This is a genomic window from Microbacterium sp. EB106-03-03-XG65 (genome assembly GCF_058791955.1).
This window is the reverse complement of sequence record NZ_JBYTEB010000002.1, coordinates 52,467-74,744: the sequence shown is the minus strand read 5'-3', so window position 1 is coordinate 74,744 and position 22,278 is coordinate 52,467. Positions and strand designations below refer to the sequence as shown.

Here is a 22,278-nt window from a genome sequence, read left to right as displayed (position 1 = left end):
ATGACTTCCTCCCCAGCCCTGCTCGATCTGGACATCACCGGCATCGCGCATGGCGGTACCTTCATCGCCCGACACGAGGGACGCGTGGTGTTCGTCTCCGACGCGATCCCCGGCGAACGCGTGCGGGCCCGTCTGAGCGCGGATTCGACCGGGGAGTCGAAGAGCTTCTGGCGAGCGGAGACCGTCGAGGTGCTCGAGGCCTCGCCGCACCGCCGCCCCCACATCTGGTCCGAAGCCGATGTGTCGCGTTCTCCGGACGAGCGTCCGGGCGGCGCCGATCTGGGTCACATCGACCTCGACCACCAGCGGGTGCTGAAGCGTCAGGTCCTGTCGGAGGCCCTCGATCGGTTCGCCGGGGCAGGGCTCGAGGCCCCCGAGATCGAGGCGGTCGATTCGACCGACGGCACCGGATGGCGCACCAGGGTCTCACTGCACGTCGACGATGACGGACACGTCGGGCCCTACGCCGCGCGCAGCCACCGCGTGATCCCCGTCGGCTCCCATCCGCTGGCGCGGCCGTCGATCGCTCAGGCGGCCCTGCGACTCGCCGGCGGCGAGGCAGGCAGCGTCGACCTGGTCGAGCCCGGCGACGGGGAGGTGCGGATCATCCGACGCGCCCGACTCGATGAGCGTCCGGCGCGCGGGCAGGGCCGGCGCCCCGCACCCGAGGTCGTCTACGAGCAGGTGGGCGATCGGCGCTTCCGGGTCGATGCCGGGGGCTTCTGGCAGGTGCATCCGCGCGCGGCATCCGTGCTCGACGGTGCGGTCTACGGCGTCCTCGACGGTCACGTCGATCCCGACAAGAAGCACTTCGACCTGTACGGAGGTGTGGGCCTCTTCGCCGCCTCGCTCGCGGATCTCGGCGGCACAGACATCGTCACGGTCGAGTCCAGCCGGCGCGCGACGGCGCACGCCCAGCAGAACCTTGCCCCTCTGGGCGTCAGCGCGGTGACGGCGCGTGTCGATCGCTACCTCGCAGGAATCCCCGCGGGCACGAGAGCGGGCGCTGTCGTCCTGGATCCCCCCAGGGCCGGCGCAGGACGCGCGGTGGTCGAGGCGCTCGACGCACTCGCCCCCGAGGCGATCGCCTACGTCGCGTGCGACCCGGTCGCTCTGGCGCGCGACCTCGGAACCTTCCGTGAGCACGCTGGAACGTGGGGACTCTGCGCGGATTCGACCTGTTCCCGCACTCGCACCATTTCGAGGTCGTCGCCCTGCTCACACGCTGACGGGGGTCCACGCGCGCGCGAATCACTAGGCTGGGTGGATGAGCAGGGTCGCACTGATCGACGATCACGAATCCGTTCGCCTCGGTCTGGAGGCGGCATGCGCTCGCGACGGTGAGCAGTCTGTCGTGTTCTCGGGCAGCACCGTCGTCTCCTACTTGGAATGGCGCGTCGCGACGTCAGCCGCATCCGCCGATGTGGTCGTGCTCGATCTGACCCTCGGCGACGGCACGACCGTCACCGAGAACGTGGCATCGCTTGTCGCAGACGGGGCGAGCGTGGTGATCCACAGCGTCGCCGACAGGCCGGCGGCCGTGCGCGAGGCGCTCGCCGCAGGGGCGGCGGGAGTCGTGAGCAAGTCGTCGGCTCTGGATGACGTGCTCGACGCGATCCGCACGGTCGCGCAGGGGGAAGCGCTCAACAACGTCGAGTGGGCGAGCGCCGTCGACGGCGACCGCGACTTCGCCGACGCGCAGCTGTCGGTCCGGGAGCGCGAAGTGCTGCGCCTCTATGCCACGGGGCTTCCACTGAAGGCCGTGGCGGAGCGACTGGGCGTCGCGTACTCGACCGCCAAGGAGAACATCACTCGGATCCGCGTCAAGTACGTCGATGTCGGCCGACCGGCACCGACCAAGGTCGATCTGCTGCGACGAGCGATGGAGGACGGCATCGTCGCCGCAGACGGGGCACCGAGTGCCCGCTGACGCGCTCAGCATCCGCGGGGCCTGGAGCACGATCCCCTCTCCGGGCAGCGTGGAGACCGAGTTCGAGCGCTTCACCGGCAAACGGATGGAGCGCATCCTCGCGACGGTCGTCGCGGTCGGCTCGGCAGTGCTGGGCGTGCAGGCCTTCATCGCGGCGGTCACGGCCATGTCGTGGGATGACTCCCCGCGCATCGCGATCCTTCTCGCGGTCTCGCTGCCCCTCGCTGCGATGCTGATCGCCTGCGTCGTCGGACGCGGGGTGCGCACAGCATCCGGCGTCTTCGCGGTCGCGTATGTGCTGGCGCTCGGCGCCTGGCCGACCATCGTGGGGGGCGGCGATGGAGCGGCGTCGGAGCAGCCGTGGATCTTCTTCCTGGTCAACGTCGGCGTCGTGGCGGCGATGCTCGCGTTCCCGCTCTGGCTGCAGTTCACGTGGGCGGTCGGGCTGCCGTTCGTGTACGGCTACGTGCGACTCGTCGAAGGGGACTTCTCTCCGGAGTTCTGGGTGACGACGGCGTTCGACGTCTCGTTCACCCTGATCCTCGGCATCGTCATCGTGGCGCTGGGGTGGATGTTCCGGTCGGTCGCCGCGGGCGTCGACGAGGCGCGAGCCCAGGCGGTGTCCTCGTATGCGGCGGCCGCCGCAGCGGCTGCCGCCGAGGAGGAGCGCGTCGCGATGTCGGCGCTCATGCATGACAGCGTGCTGGCGGCTCTCATCGCCGCGGAGCGTGCCGAAGGCGAGAGAGCGAGAGAGCTGGCGGTCGGCATGGCCAGAGAGGCGCTCACGCGCCTCGCGAACACCGAGGCGGCTGTCGCGCAGGAGGGCAGCGACGAGCCCGTCACCGCGGCGCAGATCGTGGTCGAGCTCCGCCGCGCGCTTTCGGAGCTCGGAGCGGATGCCATCGTCGAAGAGCGGGGTGGAGCCGGTCTCATCCCCGGGCGTGTGGCGCGGGCCCTCGTGCTCGCCGCCCGACAGGCGCTCGGCAACGCGGTGACGCACGCCCACGGGCGCGGACTGCACATCATCGCGGAAGGACGAGGCGACGAGGGGATCATCGTGACGATCTCCGACGCAGGAGCAGGATTCGATGTCGCCGCGATCGGCCAGGACCGCCTCGGCATCCGCGCGTCCATCCTCGCCCGCATGGCGGGTGTGGCAGGTACTGCGGAGATCGAATCGAGTGCGTCGGGAACCACGGTCTCGCTCGGCTGGGCGCGCCCATGAACAGAACGGTACGCAGCGTCGCGACCTCGCTCGCCGTGGGGTTCGCGATGTACTTCGCCGCGCGGGGGATCTGGTGGATCGAACAGCCCACGGGGCCGTTGCTCATGGTCGCCGCGATCGGCCTGTACCTCGTCGTCGTGAACATCGCGATCCTCTGGGACTCGGCCATCGTCGTGAGAATGCCGCTGTGGGCCGCGGTCGTCGCTCTCGTCTCGGGCGCGATCATCCCGGTGCTCGTCACTCTCTCGCTCGATCCATTGACGCTGCGCGCGCCGTTCGCGACGTGGTACATCGGCGCGCTGGGGGTCCTCGCGGTGGTGTGCATCGTCCGACGGCGCTTCGTCATCGGGTGGGCCGTCGTCGTCGTGCTGATCGCCGAATCGTCGATATACCTGGGAGTCGCCGATGCTCTCTCGCTCGGCCTCGTCGGCTCGGTGATGTGGGCTGCGGTCGCGCACCTGCTCGTCATGTTCTGGGATCGCGCGGTCAGCGACACCGAGCGGCTCGCGGGCATCCAGCAGGCCGTTTCGGCGTGGCATGCCACGCAGCAGGTGCGTCAGCGGGAGCGGAGGATGCGCACGCAGTTCGCGCTCGCTGTGGCCGGGCCCGTCCTGAGTCGTGCGGTGGCCACAGGCGGCGCTCTCGACGCCGACGAAAGGCTGGAGGCGCGCCTGGCAGAGGGCCGTCTGCGCGACGAACTCCGAGGGGCCGACCTTCTGAACGATGCCGTGCGTGATGCGATCGCCGACGCTCGGCGGCGCGGCGCGGTGGTGACGGTGTTCGACGAAGGCGGACTCGGCGACGTCGATGATGCCCGTCGAGAAGAGATCCGCGACGAGTTGGCCGAGGTGCTGCGTGGAGCCGAGGCCGAGCGCTGGATCATCCGTGCGGCGAGCGATCCGCACACCGCGGTCACGATCGTGGGCCGCGCGCGATCCGGGGGGACGAGCGACGACGACGCCGTGGACGTCTGGCACGAGATCCCTCGCGAAGCCCAGAACCGCTGAAGGCCGCAGATCCTGGCCCTCTGTCCTCGGCTCCGACCGGGGGAGGGGATCGGAGTCGAGGTCAGTCAGAATGGGCGAGGGGCGGCGATATCGCCAGCCCCTCGCCATGCGGAACAGTTACCCGAAAACCGTCCGCCTGTGGCTGATCTGCGTCTGTCTACCCTGGGACCGAGAGACCAGCCGAACGCGAAGCGTCTCCCTCAGTCTCGGTGATCGTCAATACGTTTGTCTGTAGGTATTTTGGGGGACAAGGACGCCCCCGATGTGCGAGATGATGAGGCATGGGAATGCGTCGAGGAACCAATCTTCCCCGAATGGGAGATTTCAACCAGTCGGTGATCCTCGAGGCGATCCGGCGATCGGTGGAGGGGCTGAGCCGGATCGAACTGGTCGAGGCCACCGGGCTCTCGGCGCAGACCGTCACGAACATCACCCGGCGGCTTCTCGATGACGGTGTGATCGCCGAAGCGGGCCGCACGATCAACGGTCCCGGCAAGCCGCGGGTCACTCTCAGGCTCGTCGCCGAGAGCCGCTTCGCAGTGGGGGTGCACCTCGACCCTGCCGTCATCACGGTCGTCCTGCTCGACATGGCCGGAACGATCGTCCGACGCCGTGCGGTGCGTCCCGCAGACAGTGACCCGCGTGCGGTCATCGACATGATGGCGACAGCGATCGATGAGCTCATCGAGGAGGCGGGAGTCGAGCGCTCACGCGTGGCCGGGATCGGCGTCGCGGCGCCGGGGCCGCTCGACGCGGCGAGGGGCACGGTGATCGATCCGCCGAAACTCCACGGATGGCACACCGTGCCGCTGCGCGCGGTGCTGGCCGCAGCGACGGGGCTCGCGGTCGCCGTCGAGAAGGACACGACGGCTGCCGCGGTCGGCGAGACGTGGAGACGAAGCGGGCCAGTGGACGACTCGTTCCTCTTCCTGTACCTCGGCACGGGGATCGGAGCGTCCCTCGTGCGCGAAGGCGACGCGGTCCGAGGGAGCTCGCACAACTTCGGCGAGGTCGGACACATCATGGTCGATCCCGACGGTCCCGACTGCGCGTGCGGTTCGCGAGGATGCGTCGAGGTCGTGTGCACCCCACAGGCCATCGTCGAGGATGCCGAGCGCGCCGGGATGCTCGACGATGACCGTCACGCGAGCGATATGGACGCGATGGAGCAGCGTTTCACGCAGCTCTGCGAACGTGCCGCCGAGGGGGAGGCCCGCGCAGTGGCGGTGATCGAGCGGGCGGCGCACTCGCTGGCCGTGTTGATCTCGGTGCTCACGAACGTGCTCGACGTCGACCGCGTCGTCCTCGGCGGGCCCTTCTGGGACCGTGTCTCCGAGATCTGCCTCCGCGAGATCCCCGGGGAGCTGCAGCGGCGCAGCGCCACTCGTGCTGTGCGCGAGATCCCCGTCGCGGGGACGGTCGTCGGCGACGACGTGGGTGCGGTCGGCGCCGCATGCGTCGTCCTCGATCTCGCTCTCACCCCACGGGCCTCGGACCTGTATCTGCAGCAGTGAGTGGCGTGACCGCCCCCCGGGTGCGATATATCGGAAACCTGGCGCGCGAGTAATTCCAATCGATGTACTATCGATCTGGGACGCGCCGACTGGGGGGATGCGAGCACGTCTCTCTCGCATCCATGGCGAAGATGTCTGCAGGGCCCGACACCGGGGGGTTCACGGGCCCTGCAGGCCTTCTTTCCGCTCCGGCGATGTCGTGCGTCAGCCCGAGAATCGGCCCCAGGGGATGTCGCGGCGCAGCGGTGTCCGCAAAGGGCGTTGCGTACGCGTCCAGGCCGATATCACCGGGTCATCCGCCACGGCGTCGGCGCTCTCCTGCGCGTACGCGTGACTGACGACCGCGATGAGCGCCGCGAGCTCCTCGTCCGTGGCGCTGCCGCGAGTGATCTCGATCGTCGGCGGGTGCTCCGCCGGGACTCCCGCGTTCGGCTGCTCGGTCACAGCGGGATGTTCCCGTGCTTCTTGGGCGGCAGTTCGGCACGCTTGCCACGCAGCGCGCGCAGAGCCTTCGCGATCGAGACGCGGGTGTTCGCCGGTTCGATGATGCCGTCGATCTCTCCGCGCTCAGCAGCCAGGAACGGCGAGGTGACGCTGTAGGTGTATTCGTTCGCGAGGCGCGTGCGCACTGCCGCGACGTCTTCGCCGGCTTCTTCGGCCTTCTTGATCTCGTTCCGATACAGGATGTTGACGGCCCCCTGACCGCCCATCACCGCGATCTCCGCCGTCGGCCAGGCGAGGTTGACGTCGGCGCCCAGCTGCTTGGAGCCCATCACGATGTAGGCGCCGCCGTACGCCTTGCGCAGGATCACCGTGACCATCGGCACCGTGGCCTCCGCGTAGGCGTAGATGAGCTTCGCGCCTCGGCGGATGACCCCGGTCCACTCCTGATCGGTTCCGGGAAGGTATCCGGGGACGTCGACGAGCGTGACGATCGGAATCGAGAACGCGTCGCAGAAGCGCACGAAGCGGCTGGCCTTCTCGCCCGCCTCGATGTTGAGCGTGCCCGCCATCTGCGAGGGCTGGTTCGCGATGATGCCGACGGAGCGCCCCTCGACACGTCCGAATCCGATGACGATGTTCGGCGCGAACAGCGGCTGGACCTCGATGAAGTCCCCGGCGTCCACGACGTGCTCGATCACTGTGTGGATGTCGTAGGGCTGATTCGGAGAGTCGGGGATGATCGCGTTCAGGGAGCGGTCGGCGTCGGTGGTCTCCCATTCGAAGCCGCTCTCGTAACCCGGGATCTCCGCCATGTTGTTGTCCGGCAGGAAGCTGAGCAGCGTGCGTGCGTAGTCGAGAGCATCGTCCTCATCCTGAGCCAGGTAGTGCGCCACTCCCGATCGCGTGTTGTGCGTGAGGGCTCCTCCCAGCTCCTCCATGCCGACATCCTCGCCGGTGACCGTCTTGATCACGTCGGGCCCCGTGACGAACATCTGGCTCGTCTTGTCGACCATGATGACGAAGTCGGTCAGCGCGGGCCCGTACACGGCGCCACCGGCGGCCGGCCCCATGATGATCGAGATCTGCGGGATCACACCGGACGAGCGGGTGTTGAGTCGGAAGATCTCGCCGTACTTGCTGAGGGCGAGCACTCCCTCCTGGATGCGGGCCCCGCCGGAGTCCAGGATGCCGATGATCGGCATCCCGTTGGTGAGCGCGAACTCCATGATCTTGATGATCTTGTCGCCCGAGACCTCGCCGAGGGAGCCGCCGAAGGTGGTGAAGTCCTGTGAGTAGACGGCGACCGTGCGTCCATTGATCGTTCCGACGCCTGTCACGACGGAATCTCCGTACGGGCGGTTGCGGTCCATGCCGAAAGCAGTGGTGCGATGACGCACGTACTCGTCGAACTCGACGAAGCTCCCGGGGTCTACGAGCAGCTCGATTCGCTCGCGGGCGGTCATCTTGCCCTTCGCGTGCTGCTTCTCCTTCGCGACCTTCTCGGCGTCGACAACGGCTTCGTTGTATCGAGCGCGGAGGTCAGCGATTCTGCCGGCGGTGGTCGAGAGTTCGGGCTTGTCCGTCACGGATTCCACCCTATCGTCGGCTCGGCCACTGCCGTTGGATGCTCACCACAACGGGTCGCGAGATCCTTTGGCGGATCTCGTCTGCTCGCCGCGGTGTTCTCTCGCCTCGGAACGCGATGACCTCACACCCGGTCGCGAGAATCGCCGTCGGTGTTCTCTGCGCGCGCTGAGCTCGTGTCGGTCGGGAAATCGTGACCGCCGGGTGGTGCGATCTCGGGGGTGCCCTTGTTGCGACCGCGTCCGACAGAGGCGATCTTCCGTCCGGCCCATCCGACGCCTCTGACGGCAGTGCCGGCCGCACCGGCGAATGCGCCGCCGACGTACTGCGCGCCGTGCAGCATCCGCATCTCGAGCTTCTCGGAGCCTTCCCCCGGCTCGAGCTCGAGCGGCAGATCCATGGGCGCCGCGCCGAATGCGTGGCGCGAGGTCGTCAACACGCGTCGACCGAGGATGTGGTTGCCTGCACCACCGACTGCCGCACCGACGCCGAAGGGCAGTGCCTTGCCGATGAAGGATGCCCCGCCGGTGGCGGCGAACTGCTTGATGAACATGCTCTTCAGGCGGTCGACGAGCGGCCCGACGGCTGCTCGAGGGAGCGACTTCGTGACCATCTCGCCCCAGTACGACGATCGTGAACCCCCGCGGCCGGTCGCTTCGCCCGCCAGTTGTCCGACGAGCGCGACGCCCTCTTTTCCGAGCATCAGGGTCATCACGAGTGCCCTGGCGCGATCGGGGTTGGCGATGGCGATGCCGTGCACCTCGGCGACCGACTGGGCGAAGAGCGCCGTGGACTCGACGAATCCGACGGTCTCGACACCCGACAGCGCGAGAGTGATCCCGGTGCCTATCCCCGGAACGACGGCAGTCGCGCCCACGGCTGCGCCGCCGGTGGTCACGGCAGCGAGATAGCGGCGCTCGAGGATGCGGATGATCTGTTCGGGCGAGGCGTGCGGGTTGCGGATCCGGATGCTGCGGATGTGCGCGAGCACGAGCGGGCGCTGGATCGCGAGGACACGGTCGAGCCCGCGGACCATGAGCGGATGCTCGGTCGAGCCCACGGGCGGCACTCCCTTGTCCCACGGGGAGTCGTCGGGGAGGGAATGGATCTTGTGCACCTTGGGGGCCATGGATCGATCCTAGGAACGGATGCCGCGAAAATGCCGAAAGCCCGGCTCCCTTGACGGGGCCGGGCTTTCGTGGAAGAGGGTCAGACGAAGAGGTTCGCCCGTTCGAGGTCTTCGGCGAAGTCGACCTCGACCGCGTACAGGTCGGACACGTCCATCGGCTCGAGAAGGAGGCCGTCTTCGGCGATCGCGAGCTCGAGTCCCCGCTCGAAGTAGTCCTGGTCCTCGACGCGCTGCAGCTGGCGCATGAAGGCCTTCTTGTTGGCGGAAGAGATGTAGTTGATGCCGACAGCTTCGCCGAGGCCGCCCTTGACGGTCTTCGAGAGCTCCTTGATGAACCCTTCGGCCGTCACCGTGTACTTCACCTCTTCGTCGCTGACCTTCGAGGTGTTGACGGTGACGAACGACTGGTCCCGCTCGATGTACGCGGCGGCGCGGCCGAGGATCATCGGGTCAAAGACGACGTCTCCGTTCATCCAGAGAACCCCGCCCTTGCCGGTGGCGCCGAGTGCGCGGAGCAGGCTCTTGGAGGTGTTGGTCTCGTCGTAGCGCTCGTTGTGCACATAGTTGACCGACGGGAACGCCTCGATGATGGTCTCGGCGCGGTAGCCCACCACAGCGGTGATGCGTGCGTCGGAACCGAAGGCGGCGCGGATGTTGTCGTGCTGCTGACGCATGATGGTGCGTCCGTCGCTCAGCTCGGTCAGCGGCTTGGGCAGTGCACGGCCGAGGCGCGAGCCCATACCTGCGGCGAGGATGACGGTCTGAAGAGTCACGAGAGCTCCTATAGAAGTTGTGTTCACGATCGGTTCACCGATCAGACACTTCGTCGTGCCGAGGTTCATGGTAGCGACAGAGCCTGGAAAGAAGCGGGCGCAGACGGCGACGTTGCCGTTTCGTGACCCAGTACACACCCAACGCTCAGATTCGTCCAGAGGGCGTTGAACGAAATGCCGGGATACCCCTCGACGTACGGCCAATTGTTTCGGGGAGCCGAAGAAAGTCGGCCCTCGTTGATACCGTAGGACGGTGACTGCCTCCCCCGAAGACCGCCCCGACGAGGTGGCCGACCCCGCGTCGAAGCCCACCAAGAAGACGACGGCCCGGAAGGCGCCCGCGAAGAAGGCGGTGAGTGACACCACGCCGCCTCGATCGGCTGACGACAGGGCGGCCGCCACAGGCGAGGTCGTCATCGAGCCGATCGCGAGACAGGCAGACGCGGTGGCGTCGAAGAAGCCGACCGTCAGCGCGGCGCGCACGGCTGCGTCGCGGAACACAGCCGCCGCCAAGCGCTCGGTGTCTGCGAAGAACGCCGCGCCCACGACCGCTCGCGGAAGCCGAGCTGCGGCTCCCACCGCGCGAGCGGCGGCGGCCCGCACGGCGAAGGCCGAGGGCACTGAGATTCGCGGAACGGCAGACGCAACCGGTACGACTGCCGTGCCTCCGGCGACGCCGGCCAAGAGCGCGACGGCGAAGAAGACGACCGCGGCGAAGAAGACGACGACCGCGGCGAAGACGACTGCCGCGAAGACGACTGCCGCGAAGACGACTGCCGCGAGGACGACGACTGCGAAGACGAGTGCCGCGAAGGCGACGACTGCGAAGACGAGTGCCGCGAAGGTCGCGGCCGAGCGGAACGCGGCGGCGAAGTCCGCCGCAGCCAAGAGCAGTGCGCGGACCGCCTCCGCGCGCAGCGCGGCGGCCAGGACTGCCGCAGCCAAGTCAGCGGCGGCCAAGGCGGAGGCGGCCAAGTCAGCGGCGGCCAAGGCGGAGGCGGCGAAGGCGGAGGAGGCTGCGAAGGCTGAGGACGCCGCCAAGGCAGCGGAAGCTGCGAAGGCGGAACAGGTGCAGGCTGAGCGGGTCGAAGCGGAGGCCGTCGAGGCAGCCGACCAGAGTCGCGTGAGCGACGAGGCGGCTGTCAGCGACGAGACGCCCGTGATCGACGAGGCGCCTGTGCGTGACGAGAGCCACGCGACTGACGAGGCGCCTATGAGCGACGAGAAGCCTGTGAGCGAGGTGGGGATCGACGATCCTTCCCTCGTCGATGAGAACCCCACGCCCGAGGTGCCTGCAGAGGACACCCCGCTCGCAGAGGTCTCATCTGCACACGCGGTGGTGAACGACGAGACCGAGCCGTCTCTCACCGAGGCTCCCGTGGCCGACTCCGGCGTTGCGCCCGCCACTCTGGACGCAGAGGCCCCCGCCGACGACACGGTCGACGAACTCCTTCCTCACGCCGATGCGACAGACGAGGTCGTGACTTCCGCCGACGACGATGCTCGCGCGGCGGGTCACGCGCCCTCCGCGTCCGGCGAGGAGGCGATCCGCATCCGCGGTCTCGTGAAGAGCTTCGGCGATCACACGGCCATCGACGGCATCGACCTCACTGTGCCGGCAGGCTCGTTCTACGGGATCGTCGGACCGAACGGCGCCGGAAAGACCACGACCCTCTCGATCGTCGCCGGACTGCTGCGCGCAGACAGCGGCGAGGTGGTGATCTGCGGCATCGACCAGCGCGCGAAGCCACTCGCGGCCAAGCGCATGATGGGCGTTCTTCCTGATCGCCTGCGCACCTTCGATCGTCTGACCGGTCGTCAGCTGCTGCACTACTACGGTCTGCTGCGCGGGCTGGCGTCGAGTGTGATCGAGAAGCGCGTGGGCGACCTCGCGCGCGCGTTCGACCTCGGCGATGCTCTCAACAGAGTGGTGTCGGACTACTCCGCAGGGATGACGAAGAAGATCATGCTCGCCGGAGCGATGATCCACTCGCCGCGCGTGCTCGTGCTCGACGAACCTTTCGAAGCGGTCGACCCGGTGTCGTCGGCAGTGATCCTCGACATCCTGCGCGCGTACGTCGCACACGGTGGAACGGTGATCCTGTCGAGTCACGGCATGGATCTGGTCGAGCGGGTGTGCTCGCGCGTCGCCATCATCGTGGGCGGCGAGGTCCTCGCCGAGGGCACGATCGACGAGGTGCGCGCCGGGCAGACGCTCGAGGCGCGATTCGTCGAGCTCTCCGGTGGCGCAGGAGAGGTGGAGGGGCTCGAGTGGCTGCACACGTTCTCCGACTGAGAGCAGCGCTTCTGATCGGCGCACTCCGCGGTGAGCGTCGCGTGCGCACACTGCTCATGCTCGCCGTCGTCATCGTGATCACGGCGGTCGTGTGCGCGGCCGTGCTGAGTCTCGACGATGCGCCGGTGGCGGTCGCACGGAGCGTCATCGTCTTGGGAAGCGCGGCGCTGCTGCTCGGCTTCCTCGTCGGTCCTGTACTCGTGGGCGCGACAGACCAGCTCGATCCACGACGCTTCGCAGTGTTCGGGGTCGACGAGCGTCAGATGCCATGGATCCTCGTGATCGCCTCGTTCGTCAGCGTGCCGAGCATGGCCGTGATCGCGGTGTATGCGTGCGTCGGCATCGTCGCCACGCATCTCGGCACTCCCTGGCCGATCGCCGTGCTGATGACAGTGCTCGGCGTGCTCTCCACGCTCCTCGCCGCGCGCATCGGCATGGCGGTGAACGCGATGATCCTGCCCGAGCGGCGATCGCGCGAGCTGACGGCGATCTTCGCGCTCGCCGTCATCGTCATCGCCTTCCCTGTCGCCGTGTTCCTCGCCTCCCTGAAATGGGACGGCGAAGTTCCTGCGGCGGTCGCAGCGCTGACGGCCACCATCGGGCTCACACCTCTGGCCGCACCGTCCTGGTTCCTCTTTGCCGTCGCCGCCGATGCCGGCGATGCATGGATCGGCGGTGTCATCGCCGTGGCCACTGCGGTGGTGCTGTCGGCGCTGTGGACCTGGCTCGTGCGGCGGCTGCTCACGACCACCGAGCGGCCCCAGGCATCCCGTGAGCGCACCGGGCTCGGCTGGTTCGGCCTGCTGCCGTCCAACCCCTTCGGTGCGATCGCCGCCCGCAGTCTCGTGTACTGGCTGCGTGATCGTCGCTACATCATGAACCTCATCGTCGTCCCGATAGCGGGTGCGCTGACCGTGCTTCCGCTGCTGGTCGCCGGTGTTCCACTCGAGATCGCGGCGCTTGTGCCGGTGCCGGTGATGGCGCTGTTCTTCGGCTGGCTTCCGCACAACGACGTCGCCTATGACTCGACCGCTCTCTGGACCCATGTGGCCAGTGGCGTCCGAGGGGTCCCCGACCGGCTGGGTCGGCTCGTGCCCGTCATCCTCGTCGCGGTGCCCGTGCTCGCGATCGCGGTGCCGCTCACGCTGCTGTGGATCGATGACTGGCGTCTGCTGCTCCCGCTCACGGGTCTCGCGGCGAGTCTGCTGTTCTCGGCTCTCGGTGTCTCGAGCATCGTGTCGGCGCTCGCGCCCTACGCCGTGTCACGGCCCGGCGACAGCCCGTTCCAGCAACCTCAGCGACCGACGTCCCGGGGAGTGTACGGGCCCGCGGCAGCCTTCCTCGGCGCCATCGTCGTCAGCATCCCCACCGGATGGCTTCTGGTGCTGACGATGCTCGAGGGGCCGCAGTACGCGCCCGCCACCTTCTGGGCGGGACTCGCGACAGGTGTCGGTATCGCTGCGGTCGGGATCGCTGTGGGCGGACGCATCTTCGAGCGCGGCGGCGAGCGACTCATGGAGTTCGTCGAGACCGCCTGATGACCGCCCGACACCGCGTTCGCACGGCTAGACTCACGGGATGAGTACTCCGCTGGACAGCCCCGATCAGGGCGGCGTGGCAACGCTTGATCGCGAACTGGAAGAGCTTCTCCGGGAGGAGAACCTCGAGCCGGGTGACCACGAGCGTTTCTCCCACTATGTGAAGAAAGACAAGATCCTCGAGTCGGCGATCACCGGCAAGCCGGTGCGTGCGCTGTGCGGCAAGAAGTGGACGCCGGGTCGCGACCCGGAGAAGTTCCCGATCTGCCCCACCTGCAAGGAGATCTACGAGTCGATGGTCCGCTGACCCTCGGGCGTCAGCCCGCGGGTCCCGCGCCGCGCAGAGTCAGCGCGCGTCGACGAAGACGGTCGGGATGGCCGGGTCGGACTTGCTGAGTGCGAGCGCGCGCACGGGGAGCTCCTCCCGGACTCGCAGGTGGTGCTGTCGGGCGGATTCCGTGCCCGTCGGTCCCTCGAAGGCGGTGTCGATCTCGCCGACCTCGACGAACGTCGTCTGGAGAGCTCGGCCGTCGGGGTGCTCCGCCGGACTGTCGAGCTCTTCGAAGCCGTCGGACACGACGACGGTCTCGGCGTCGGCGACGCCATCGACCAGCGTCCGGAAGGCCGCTTTCCGTCCGCCGTGCGAGGCCTTGTCGGTGGAGGCCTTGGCCACGCCGACCCAGGCCCCGCTGGGATCCTGTCGAGCGACGAGCTTGTAGACCATGCTCGCAGTGGGGTAACCCGATCCGGTCACCACCGAGGTGCCCACTCCGTAGGCATCGACCGGGGATGCGGCCAGCGCCGCGATCGCGTACTCGTCGAGATCACTCGTGACCGTGATGCGCGTCTCCGTCGCCCCGAGCTCGTCGAGCTGAGCACGTACCTCCGCGGCGACGATCGGCAGATCGCCGGAATCGATCCGCACCCCGCCGAGTCCGGTCCCCGCGATCCGGATCGCGGTCTCCACACCTGCACGGATGTCGTAAGTGTCGACCAGGAGTGTCGTGTCGGTCCCGAGGCTCGCGACCTGCGAGCGGAACGCCTCTTCCTCGGTCTCGTGCAGCAACGTCCACGAGTGGGCGGCCGTGCCCATGGTGGGAATGCCCCAGCGTCGCCCGGCCTCAAGGTTGCTGGTCGCTCCGAAACCGGCGATGTAGGCGGCGCGGGCGGCGGCGACGGCGGACTGCTCGGCGGCGCGGCGCGACCCCATCTCGGCGAGAGGGCGCTCGCCTGCGGCGATGCTCATGCGCGAGGCGGCGGTGGCGACGGCGGAGTCGTGATTGAGCACACTGAGTGCCAGGGTCTCGAGAACGACCGCGTCGGCGAAGCTGCCCTCGACCGTGAGGATGGGGGATCCCGGGAAGTACAGCTCGCCCTCTCGGTAGCCGCGGATCGACCCTGTGAAGCGGTAGTCCTCGAGGTAGGTCAGCGAGTCGGTGTCGACGATGTGATTGTCGCGCAGGAACCGCAGTTCGTCGTCTCCGAAGCGGAACTCGCGCAGGAGCGTCAGGAGACGGCCGGTGCCGGCGACGACGCCGAAACGGCGGCCACCCGAGAGCCGCCGGGAGAAGAGCTCGAAGACGCTCGGCCGTGACGCGGTGCCGTCGCGCAGAGCGGCGGCGAGCATCGTGAGTTCATAGCGGTCGGTGAGCAGCGCCGTGGACGTCGTCATGCGCTCAGCTTAGTGACGACATCCGCACGGGTTGCTGAGCGCGGTGCGGCGTGCGCGCGGGTAGGCTGGGGAGTCATGAACGACGCCCCGATCGGAATCTTCGACTCCGGTGTCGGCGGACTCACGGTGGCCCGGGCCATCAGAGCCCAGCTGCCCCGGGAATCGTTCGTCTACATCGGCGACACGGCGCATTCGCCCTATGGGCCGAAGCCGATCGCCGATGTCCGTCGTTACAGCCTCGAGGTCCTCGACACTCTGGTCGACCAGGGCGTAAAGATGCTCGTGATCGCCTGCAACACAGCGTCCGCCGCGATGCTACGTGACGCGCGCGAGCGGTACGACGTACCGGTGATCGAGGTGATCGGTCCGGCGGTCCGTCGTGCCGTCTCGACGACGCGGAACGGTCGTGTCGGTGTCATCGGAACAGTCGGCACCATCGGCTCGCGTGCCTACCAGGACATGCTCGAGGTGAACGAGCGCCTCGAGGTCTTCACCGCCGCCTGCCCCCGTTTCGTCGAGTTCGTGGAGGGCGGGATCACAGGAACGCCAGAGGTGCTCGCGACCGCCGAACAGTACCTCGCGCCGTTGCGTGACGCCGATGTCGACACGCTGGTGCTCGGCTGCACCCATTACCCGTTCCTCCGCGGCGCCATCAGCTACGTCATGGGCGAGGGAGTCACCCTCGTGTCGAGCGACGACGAGACCGCCGGCGACGTGTACCGCCAGCTCGTGAGAGGCGACCTCCTTGCGTCGCCCGATGCCACGGCCACATACGTCTACGAGGCCACCGGCGCATCCGCGACCGAGTTCACCGCGCTGGCCAACCGGCTCATGGGGCGCGAGGTGCGCGACGTGCAGCTCGTGCAGACCGGCGTCATCACGCTTCCCGAACCACCCATCGGCGTCGTACGCCCCGCGGCATCAGCGCTTCACCCCTCACACGAAGGAACTCCATGACCAGCATCGTCCGCGCCGACGGTCGCAGCGCCGACCAGCTCCGCGAGATCACGATCGAACGCGGCTGGAGCAGCCACGCCGAGGGATCTGCGCTCATCAGCTTCGGGGGGACGAAGGTGCTGTGCACCGCGTCGTTCACCAACGGGGTGCCACGCTGGCTCACCGGGAAGGGCAAGGGCTGGGTCACGGCCGAGTACTCGATGCTGCCGCGCGCGACCAACAGTCGCAACGACCGCGAGAGCGTCAAGGGGCGTATCGGCGGGCGCACCCACGAGATCTCGCGGCTGATCGGACGCGCTCTGCGCGCCGTGGTCGACACCAAAGCGCTCGGAGAGAACACGATCGTGATCGACTGCGATGTGCTGCAGGCCGATGGCGGTACGCGCACCGCAGCGATCACCGGCGCGTATGTGGCGCTCGCGGACGCGATCGAGTGGGGGCGTGAGAAGAAGTTCATCGGCAAGAACGCGACTCCGCTGCTCGACTCCGTGGCGGCAGTCTCGGTCGGCATCATCGACGGCGAACCCATGCTCGATCTCGCATACGTCGAGGACGTGCGGGCAGAGACCGACATGAATGTCGTCGTCACCGGCCGCGGCCTCTTCGTCGAGGTGCAGGGCACGGCCGAAGGAGCGCCGTTCGACAAGCGAGAGCTCGATGCGCTTCTCGACCTCGGCGTCAACGGCTGCGCCGACCTGAAGAGCGAGCAGTTGAAGGCTCTCGCGGGCTGATGAGAGTCGTCCTCGCCACCCACAATCCGCACAAGGTCGCGGAGTTCCAGCAGATCGTGCGAGCCACCCGCCCCGACCTCGAGGTGGTGGGCTATGACGGGCCCGAGCCGATCGAGGACGGCATCACCTTCGCGGAGAACGCACTCATCAAAGCCCGCGCGGCCGCGACGCACACGGGGCTCGCGGCTCTCGCGGATGACTCCGGCATCTGCGTCGATGTCCTCGGCGGATCGCCGGGGGTCTTCTCGGCCTACTGGGCCGGCCACAAGAAGGATGCGACCGCGAATCTGGAGCTCTTGCTCGATCAGCTCCACGACGTCGCCGATCCTCATCGAACCGCGCACTTCACCTCGACGATCGCGCTGGTCACGCCTTCTGGCACAGAGCACGTGGTCGAGGGGATCTGGCCCGGCCGGCTCGCGTCATCGGCATCCGGGGCGGGAGGTTTCGGTTACGACCCGATCTTCATCCCGGCGGGGCAGCCTGCGGGCGCCGAGCGCACGGTCGGAGACCTCTCGGACGAGGAGAAGCAGTCGCAGTCGCACCGTGCCCGTGCGTTCGCGGAACTGGTGCCGCTTCTCGCGAGTCTCTGAAGAACTGAGAATCATCACCATTCCCGACTTCGGGGAAACGCCTGCCCTGCGTCGAGGCCGGTCTAGCCTGGTGACATGCACGATCACGCGCCCGCTGCCGGCGGCATCCGCTCGGCGAGCCACCGCCGTCTGCTGGCGATCTCACTGACTCTGACGGCGACGGTGATGGTCGTGCAGATCGTGGGAGCGATCTTCACCGGTTCGCTCGCCCTGCTCGCCGATGCGGCTCACATGTTCACTGACGCATCCGCCCTGGTGATCGCGCTCATCGCGGCGGCCGTGGCCGCGCGGCCCGCAGACGACCGTCGGACGTTCGGTTACCAGCGGGCCGAGGTCTTCGGGGCGCTGATCAACGCGATCATCCTGATCCTTCTGGCGGGGTGGGTCGGCATCGAGGCCGTCGCGCGCCTGCTGAACCCGGGAGAGACCGAGGTCGTCGGCGGGCTGATGCTGGTCGTCGCGGTCGTCGGCCTTCTCGCCAATGCGCTGTCGATGTGGCTGCTGAGCCACGCCCAGCGCACGAGCATCAACGTCCGAGGCGCATATCTCGAGGTGATGGGCGACCTGATCGGCTCGGCGATGGTGATCATCGCCGCGATCGTGATCGTGGCGACCGGGTGGATGCCGGCAGATGCCATCGCATCGCTCATGATCGCGGTGCTGATCATCCCGCGCGCGGTCGCACTCCTCCGAGAGGTGTTCTCGGTGCTCTCCGAGTCGGCGCCGGTGGGAACCGCGGTCAGCGACATCCGCCAGCACCTGCTCGATTACGACGGAGTGGTCGGTGTGCACGACGTGCACGTGTGGCAATTGACGCGCGGCGCCCCCGTGTTCACGGCTCATGTCAGCGTCGAACCCGCTCTGCTCGCCGACGGCCGGTCGGCGAAGCTGCTGAGCGACCTTCAATCCTGCCTCGCGCACCACTTCGACGTGGAGCACTCCACCTTCCAGATCGAACCCGCCGAGCAGTCCGACTGCGAACCGCATCACGCGTGAGGGTCAGCTCTCGACCACGACCTCGTCGGGGGACTTGTCGGGGCGCAGTCCGCGCCATCGTGAGTGACGCAGCACGCCGTCGGGAGTCCAGTTGGCGAACTCGACCTCCCCGACGAGCTCCGGAGACACCCACAGTGCATCCGAGGCGTCGAGCGCGGGCACGCCCTCGAGCGGCGCAGAGTCGACCCGCAGCGGCGCGAGGCGTGCGAGCAGGTCGCGCAGCATCCGGTCCGTGAAGCCTGTGCCGACGCGTCCGACATATCTCAGGCCTCGCCCCGGCTGCGGCACGGCGAGCAGCAGCGACCCGAAGGTCCCTTCGCGATCTCCCTTGCCGGGACGGATGCCGACGATCACGACTTCCTGCATCCTGGTGTGCTTGAGCTTGAGCCACGCGGGGGACCGCTGACCCGCCCGGTAGCGGGATGCCGGATCCTTCACCACCACGCCCTCGAGGCCGAACTCGTCGCTGGCGGCCAGTGCCGCGTCGACATCGTCGAACACGGGAGGGACCTGCACGGGCGCGTCGAGATCCGAGACGACCTCTTCGAGCAGCGTGCGTCGTTGCGACAGCGGCATGGCGCTGAGATCGTGCCCGTCGACCCGCAGCAGGTCGAAGATCATGTAGACGATCGGCGTACGCACGACCTCTCGTTCGATCTCACGCGGCCGGGTGAGGTGCATGCGATTCTGCAGCAGCGAGAAACTCGGCCTGCCGTGAGCGTCGAATGCGACGATCTCTCCGTCGACGATCGCGTCGCTGACGGGCAGGAAGGGTGCTCCGTCAGCGGTCAGCTCGGGATAGCGGGCGGTGATGTCGGTGCCGCTGCGGGCATGCAGCAGCATCCGACCGTCTGCCCAGGAGCCGATCGCACGGATGCCGTCCCACTTGACCTCCACCCAGGACGGTGAGCTCAGACCGCGGGCGATCGCGGGAGTTCCGTTCTCTGCGAGCATGGGCGAGAGCGGCGCGGGGGAGATCCGTGCCGATGTCGCGACCGTCGCAGACCCGCGGGGGCGGTGTCGCGCGGCGCCCGGACCGCTCGCCGCAACGACACTCGACGTCTCAGCCTTTCGTGCGGGCGGTGCAGGAGGGGTGTGCTCCGTGCGCAGTGGCGCGATCGGGTCGATTCCGGCCTGGGTGCGCTCGAGCACTGTCGCGAAGTCGAGCTGTGCCAGCTCGGGGTCGTCGAGTTCCTCCCACGTGCGCGGAGCAGCAACCCAGGGCTGGGAACGACCTCGCATCGAGTACGGCGAGATCGTGGTCTTCTTGCCGTTGTTCTGGCTCCAGTCGAGGAAGACCTTGCCGCCGCGGACGGATTTCGCCATGGTGCTCGTGGCGAGATCCGGATGCTCGGTCTCGATGAGTCTGGCGATCTCCTTCACGACGGACGAGATCTCATCGCTGGTCTGCGCGCCCGGGAGTGCCGCGTAGAGGTGGATGCCCTTGCTGCCGCTCGTCACCGGCACGGGATCGAGTCCGATGTCCGTCAGCAGCGTCCGTGCGATGCGCGCGACCTCGGCGCACTGTGCGAGGCCGACGCCGGGGCCGGGGTCGAGATCGAGCACCAGGCGGTCGGGATTGCCCGGCAGCCCGTCGGCGGCGAAACGCCATTGCGGCACGTGGAGTTCGATCGCAGCGACCTGAGCGAGCCAGACCAGGGTCGGCACGTCCTCGACGAGCGGGTAGTCCTTCGTCCCGTCGGAGTGGAGGATGCCGTGCCGAGGGATCCAGCTCGGAGCGCCCGGCTCGAGCTGCTTCGTGAAGAACGCGTCGGCGGGAGCATCCGCGGTCCCGACACCCTCGACCCAGCGCTTGCGGGTGACGGGGCGTCCTGCGAGCAGCGGAAGCAGGTAGGGCGCGATCGCGGTGTAGTAGGCGATGATCTCGCCCTTCGTGGTGCCGGTCTCGGGGTACACGACCTTGTCGAGGTTGGTGATGCGCAGCCGACGACCGTCGATCTGCACGTTCTGAGCCTCTGCGACCATGACGCCAGCGTAGTCAAGGTACTGGCCGCGACCGGGGCGGCTGGTGTTCACTGGGGGCATGAGAACGATCTGGAAGGGTGCGTTGACCTTCGGCCTCGTGAACGTGCCGGTCAAGGTGTACTCCGCGACGGAGGACCACGACGTGCCGCTGCATCAGGTGCACGAGAAGGACGGCGGTCGCATTCGCTATCAGCGCACGTGCGAGGTGTGCGGCGAGACCGTGGCCTACGCCGACATCGATCGTGCGTACGTCGAGGAGGGGCAGACCGTCGTGCTCACCAAGGACGACCTGGCGGCGCTGCCCGCGGAGAAGAGCCGCGAGATCGACGTCGTCGAGTTCGTGCCTTCCGATCAGGTCGATCTGCTGACCCTCGACAAGCCGTACTATCTCGAGCCCGACTCGAAGTCTCCCAAGGCATATGTGCTGCTGCGCAAGACGCTCGAGCAGACGGATCGCACCGCCATCGTGCGGTTCACGCTGCGTCAGAAGACGAGGCTCGCGGCCCTCCGAGTGCGCGGCAAGGTGCTGGTGCTGCAGACGCTGCTGTGGGCCGACGAGGTGCGCGAGGCGGAGTTCCCGGCGCTCGACGAGGACGTGCGGATCTCGAAGAAGGAACTGGAATTGTCGGCCTCCCTGGTCGACAGCTACTCGGCCGACTTCGAGCCCGAGTCGTTCGTCGACGAGTACCAGAAGGAGCTGCGCACCCTGATCGACGCGAAGATCGAGGCGGGTGACACCTTCGACGTCTCCGAGACGTTCGGCGAGGACGAGGGTGAGGCCAAGAGCGGCGAGGTCATCGACCTCATGGAGGCGCTGCGCGCCAGCGTCGCCCGCACCAAGGCGGCGCGGTCGGATTCGTCGGCGACCAAGACCAGCACCAAGAAGAGCGCGAGCAAGAAGAAGGCGGGCTGAGTCTCAGCCCGCCTTGCTCGCACTGCGATCAGCGTTCCGAGATCAGTGCTTGCCGTCGCCGTCGAAGTCGGGAGCGCGGTCGAAGACATCGGGGTTCAGCGCGAGTTCTTCGGCCTCGGCCGCATCGGTCTCTCCCTCGCCGGCTGCGGCCTCCTTCTTGGCCTTGTGACGCTCGGAAAGGTAGTGCCAGAGGGTGACGAGCGCGGTGCCGCCCACGGCGGCGAGCAGGATCAGATCGATGTAGCTCTCGACGAAGTGCGCGACGGGCGGGATGAAGCCGATCAGGTAGCCGAACATCGTGAGACCGAAGCCCCACAGGATCGCGCCGATCAGGTTGTAGAGCGTGTAACGCCGCCACGGCATGTGGCCCACGCCGGCCGCGACGGGCGCGAACGTGCGGACGATCGGCACGAAGCGGGCGAGGATCACGGTGATGCCGCCGAAGCGCTCGAAGAACGCGTTCGTGCGCTCGACGTTCTTCTTGCTGAAGAGGCCCGATTCCTTGCGTTCGAAGACGGCGGGCCCGCCCTTGTGGCCGATCAGATAGCCGACCTCGCCTCCGACGAACGCCGCGAGACCGATCAGCAGCGCGACGAGCCACACGTTGATGCCGAACACGCCATGCTCAGAGCCCGCGAGGGGATGCGACAGCAGCCCCGAGATCACCAGCAGGGTGTCGCCGGGGAGCAGGAATCCGACCAGCAGGCCTGTCTCGGCGAACACGATGAAGCACACCACGAGAAGCGCCCAGGGGCCGGCGGACCCGATGATCGTGGCGGGGTCGAGCCAGGGGATGAGAGCGGCGTGATGCATGGGTTTCCCGTCGTCGTGCGCTGTGCGGCGGTCAAGTCGTCGGCCGCGGGGGACGCGACAGATCGGTGCGGAAGGTGGGACTTGAACCCACACGCCCTAGGGCACAGGAACCTAAATCCTGCGTGTCTGCCAATTTCACCACTCCCGCGCGGTGATATGAGTCTACTGATCGGGTGA

General features: G+C 67.9%; 19 protein-coding genes, 1 tRNA gene and 1 pseudogene. 13 read left to right on the top strand and 8 right to left on the bottom strand.

The window, feature by feature from the left end; genetic code table 11:
- From AC3WS6_RS13555 to AC3WS6_RS13535, 5 genes and pseudogenes are all read left to right on the top strand, one after another.
- Positions 1–1,229, top strand: a pseudogene (locus tag AC3WS6_RS13555) (class I SAM-dependent RNA methyltransferase).
- A gap of 38 nt (positions 1,230–1,267) precedes the next feature.
- Entirely contained in the window at positions 1,268–1,930 is a 663-nt protein-coding gene (locus tag AC3WS6_RS13550) for a response regulator (protein WP_492501565.1), read from the top strand.
- Complete coding sequence (locus AC3WS6_RS13545) at positions 1,920–3,155, top strand: sensor histidine kinase (RefSeq protein ID WP_492501564.1); 1,236 nt, start codon at positions 1,920–1,922, stop codon at positions 3,153–3,155. Before AC3WS6_RS13550 ends, AC3WS6_RS13545 begins: the two co-directional genes overlap by 11 nt.
- Positions 3,152–4,162, top strand: a complete 1,011-nt coding sequence (locus tag AC3WS6_RS13540; RefSeq protein ID WP_492501563.1) for a hypothetical protein — start codon at positions 3,152–3,154, stop codon at positions 4,160–4,162. The genes AC3WS6_RS13545 and AC3WS6_RS13540 overlap by 4 nt, the downstream gene beginning before the upstream one ends.
- Before the next feature lie 314 nt (positions 4,163–4,476).
- Entirely contained in the window at positions 4,477–5,676 is a 1,200-nt protein-coding gene (locus tag AC3WS6_RS13535) for an ROK family transcriptional regulator (protein WP_492501562.1), read from the top strand.
- Between the two features lie 204 nt (positions 5,677–5,880).
- On the opposite strand, the gene AC3WS6_RS13530 is transcribed toward AC3WS6_RS13535, so the two are convergent.
- From AC3WS6_RS13530 to AC3WS6_RS13515, 4 genes are all read right to left on the bottom strand, one after another.
- A complete protein-coding gene (locus tag AC3WS6_RS13530; RefSeq protein WP_492501561.1) occupies positions 5,881–6,120 on the bottom strand; it encodes an acyl-CoA carboxylase subunit epsilon in 240 nt (79 codons plus the stop codon).
- A complete protein-coding gene (locus AC3WS6_RS13525; protein WP_492501560.1) occupies positions 6,117–7,706 on the bottom strand; it encodes an acyl-CoA carboxylase subunit beta in 1,590 nt (529 codons plus the stop codon). Before AC3WS6_RS13525 ends, AC3WS6_RS13530 begins: the two co-directional genes overlap by 4 nt.
- Positions 7,707–7,828: 122 nt before the next feature.
- Positions 7,829–8,833, bottom strand: coding sequence for a hypothetical protein (locus AC3WS6_RS13520; protein ID WP_492501559.1), 1,005 nt, complete (start codon positions 8,831–8,833; stop codon positions 7,829–7,831).
- 80 nt (positions 8,834–8,913) lie between these two features.
- Entirely contained in the window at positions 8,914–9,606 is a 693-nt protein-coding gene (locus tag AC3WS6_RS13515; RefSeq protein WP_201470241.1) for a phosphocholine cytidylyltransferase family protein, read from the bottom strand.
- 253 nt (positions 9,607–9,859) lie between these two features.
- On the opposite strand from AC3WS6_RS13515, the gene AC3WS6_RS13510 reads away from it, so the two are divergent.
- Genes AC3WS6_RS13510 through AC3WS6_RS13500 form a run of 3 tightly spaced genes read left to right on the top strand, consistent with a single transcriptional unit; the run spans position 9,860 to position 13,747 of the window.
- Positions 9,860–11,902 carry an ABC transporter ATP-binding protein gene (locus AC3WS6_RS13510; RefSeq protein WP_492501558.1) on the top strand — a complete coding sequence of 681 codons (2,043 nt, stop codon included), beginning with the start codon at positions 9,860–9,862 and terminating at the stop codon, positions 11,900–11,902.
- Positions 11,878–13,440 carry a hypothetical protein gene (locus AC3WS6_RS13505; RefSeq protein ID WP_492501557.1) on the top strand — a complete coding sequence of 521 codons (1,563 nt, stop codon included), beginning with the start codon at positions 11,878–11,880 and terminating at the stop codon, positions 13,438–13,440. Before AC3WS6_RS13510 ends, AC3WS6_RS13505 begins: the two co-directional genes overlap by 25 nt.
- Before the next feature lie 40 nt (positions 13,441–13,480).
- Positions 13,481–13,747 carry a DUF3039 domain-containing protein gene (locus AC3WS6_RS13500; RefSeq protein ID WP_045253497.1) on the top strand — a complete coding sequence of 89 codons (267 nt, stop codon included), beginning with the start codon at positions 13,481–13,483 and terminating at the stop codon, positions 13,745–13,747.
- Between the two features lie 39 nt (positions 13,748–13,786).
- Here AC3WS6_RS13500 and AC3WS6_RS13495 read toward each other — a convergent pair whose 3' ends face one another.
- Entirely contained in the window at positions 13,787–15,112 is a 1,326-nt protein-coding gene (locus AC3WS6_RS13495; RefSeq protein WP_492501556.1) for a nicotinate phosphoribosyltransferase, read from the bottom strand.
- A gap of 75 nt (positions 15,113–15,187) precedes the next feature.
- Between AC3WS6_RS13495 and murI the strand changes: the two genes are divergently transcribed.
- The 4 genes from murI to AC3WS6_RS13475 all read left to right on the top strand — a co-directional run bounded on the left by murI (position 15,188) and on the right by AC3WS6_RS13475 (position 18,389).
- A complete protein-coding gene (gene murI, locus AC3WS6_RS13490; protein ID WP_492501555.1) occupies positions 15,188–16,069 on the top strand; it encodes a glutamate racemase in 882 nt (293 codons plus the stop codon).
- Positions 16,066–16,800 (top strand): ribonuclease PH, encoded by a 735-nt coding sequence (gene rph / locus AC3WS6_RS13485; RefSeq protein WP_492501554.1) that lies wholly within the window; start codon positions 16,066–16,068, stop codon positions 16,798–16,800. The genes murI and rph overlap by 4 nt, the downstream gene beginning before the upstream one ends.
- Positions 16,800–17,393, top strand: a complete 594-nt coding sequence (gene rdgB / locus AC3WS6_RS13480) for an RdgB/HAM1 family non-canonical purine NTP pyrophosphatase (protein WP_492501553.1) — start codon at positions 16,800–16,802, stop codon at positions 17,391–17,393. The genes rph and rdgB overlap by 1 nt, the downstream gene beginning before the upstream one ends.
- Positions 17,394–17,468: 75 nt before the next feature.
- A complete protein-coding gene (locus AC3WS6_RS13475; RefSeq protein ID WP_492501552.1) occupies positions 17,469–18,389 on the top strand; it encodes a cation diffusion facilitator family transporter in 921 nt (306 codons plus the stop codon).
- Between the two features lie 3 nt (positions 18,390–18,392).
- Here AC3WS6_RS13475 and ligD read toward each other — a convergent pair whose 3' ends face one another.
- Positions 18,393–20,375 (bottom strand): non-homologous end-joining DNA ligase, encoded by a 1,983-nt coding sequence (gene ligD / locus AC3WS6_RS13470; protein ID WP_492501551.1) that lies wholly within the window; start codon positions 20,373–20,375, stop codon positions 18,393–18,395.
- A 58-nt stretch (positions 20,376–20,433) separates the two neighbouring features.
- Here ligD and ku point away from each other — a divergent pair, with 58 nt between their 5' ends.
- Positions 20,434–21,288 (top strand): non-homologous end joining protein Ku, encoded by an 855-nt coding sequence (gene ku / locus AC3WS6_RS13465; protein WP_492501550.1) that lies wholly within the window; start codon positions 20,434–20,436, stop codon positions 21,286–21,288.
- A gap of 42 nt (positions 21,289–21,330) precedes the next feature.
- On the opposite strand, the gene AC3WS6_RS13460 is transcribed toward ku, so the two are convergent.
- Positions 21,331–22,101 carry a DedA family protein gene (locus AC3WS6_RS13460; protein ID WP_492501549.1) on the bottom strand — a complete coding sequence of 257 codons (771 nt, stop codon included), beginning with the start codon at positions 22,099–22,101 and terminating at the stop codon, positions 21,331–21,333.
- Between the two features lie 66 nt (positions 22,102–22,167).
- Positions 22,168–22,249 (bottom strand) — tRNA-Leu (locus tag AC3WS6_RS13455).
- Positions 22,250–22,278 lie beyond the last annotated feature (29 nt).